This window comes from Vibrio sp. 2134-1 (assembly GCF_033339495.1).
This window is the reverse complement of sequence record NZ_JAWOUS010000250.1, coordinates 1-844: the sequence shown is the minus strand read 5'-3', so window position 1 is coordinate 844 and position 844 is coordinate 1. Positions and strand designations below refer to the sequence as shown.

The 844-nt window shown below is 45.3% G+C and carries 1 protein-coding gene; it reads right to left on the bottom strand.

All coding sequences use genetic code 11. The annotated features are described in order from the left end of the window. Window positions 1-145: 145 nt before the first annotated feature. Window positions 146-844, bottom strand: a 699-nt coding sequence (gene flgJ, locus R7R78_RS25265; RefSeq protein WP_225474517.1) for a flagellar assembly peptidoglycan hydrolase FlgJ, incomplete at its 5' end; no start/stop codon positions are given.

The following is an 844-nucleotide window of genomic DNA, read 5'->3' as shown; positions in this document are numbered from 1 at the left end:
GAAATAAGATCGGTAAATACCGATCACCTAGACAGGTAAAAGCAAAAGATGTGCCAAGTGGAATTTAGAGTAGTAAATTCAGGTAAAATAAAGGCTTGCACGATGGCAAGCCTCAATGATTCGCGTACGCGGCAACCCAAAAAGGTCACATACTTTCGATTTTCTGCTTCACTTGCAGAACTTTGTCGGCGTAGGTTGGATCCGTCGCATAACCTGCTCGATGAATACCGCGAATAAAGGATTCAGAATCTCCACGTTGCTGCAATGCCGTCTCGTAACGTGGATTGTCATTCAAGAAACGGACGTAGTCGTTGAAACTATCTTGATAGTTCGAGTAAGAACGAAACGCTGCCGTCTCTTTCACTGGCGTATTGTCATGAAATTCCAATGTTTGCGTGGTGACTTTATCACCTTGCCAGCTTCTGTCTGCTTTGATGTTGAACAAGTTGTTACTGCTACCACGAGCATTTTGCACCACTTTTTGTCCCCAGCCAGTTTCCAGAGCTGCTTGAGCAAGAAGCAATGATGGTTCGACACCCAACGCTTTCGCCGCCTTTTGAGCGTATGGCTTCACGGAGTTCACAAAAGATTCTGGCGAATCAAACTTAGCGGGAGTATGGCTGGTACGGGAAAGTTCGCCGGACTCAATCAAACGCTTTTCAATTTCAAAACAGTCTGGTGCTTTGATGTCTTCAAGGTTGATACCACCGAAAGTGTCAGCAATGTTCGCAACCGTATCAACGAACTCGTCGATCGTGCGATGCTTCACTTCAATATCAATTGAATCAAGGCCAGCAAAACGCTTAAACAGTAACGCTTTACCTTCCATTACAGGCTTAGAGGC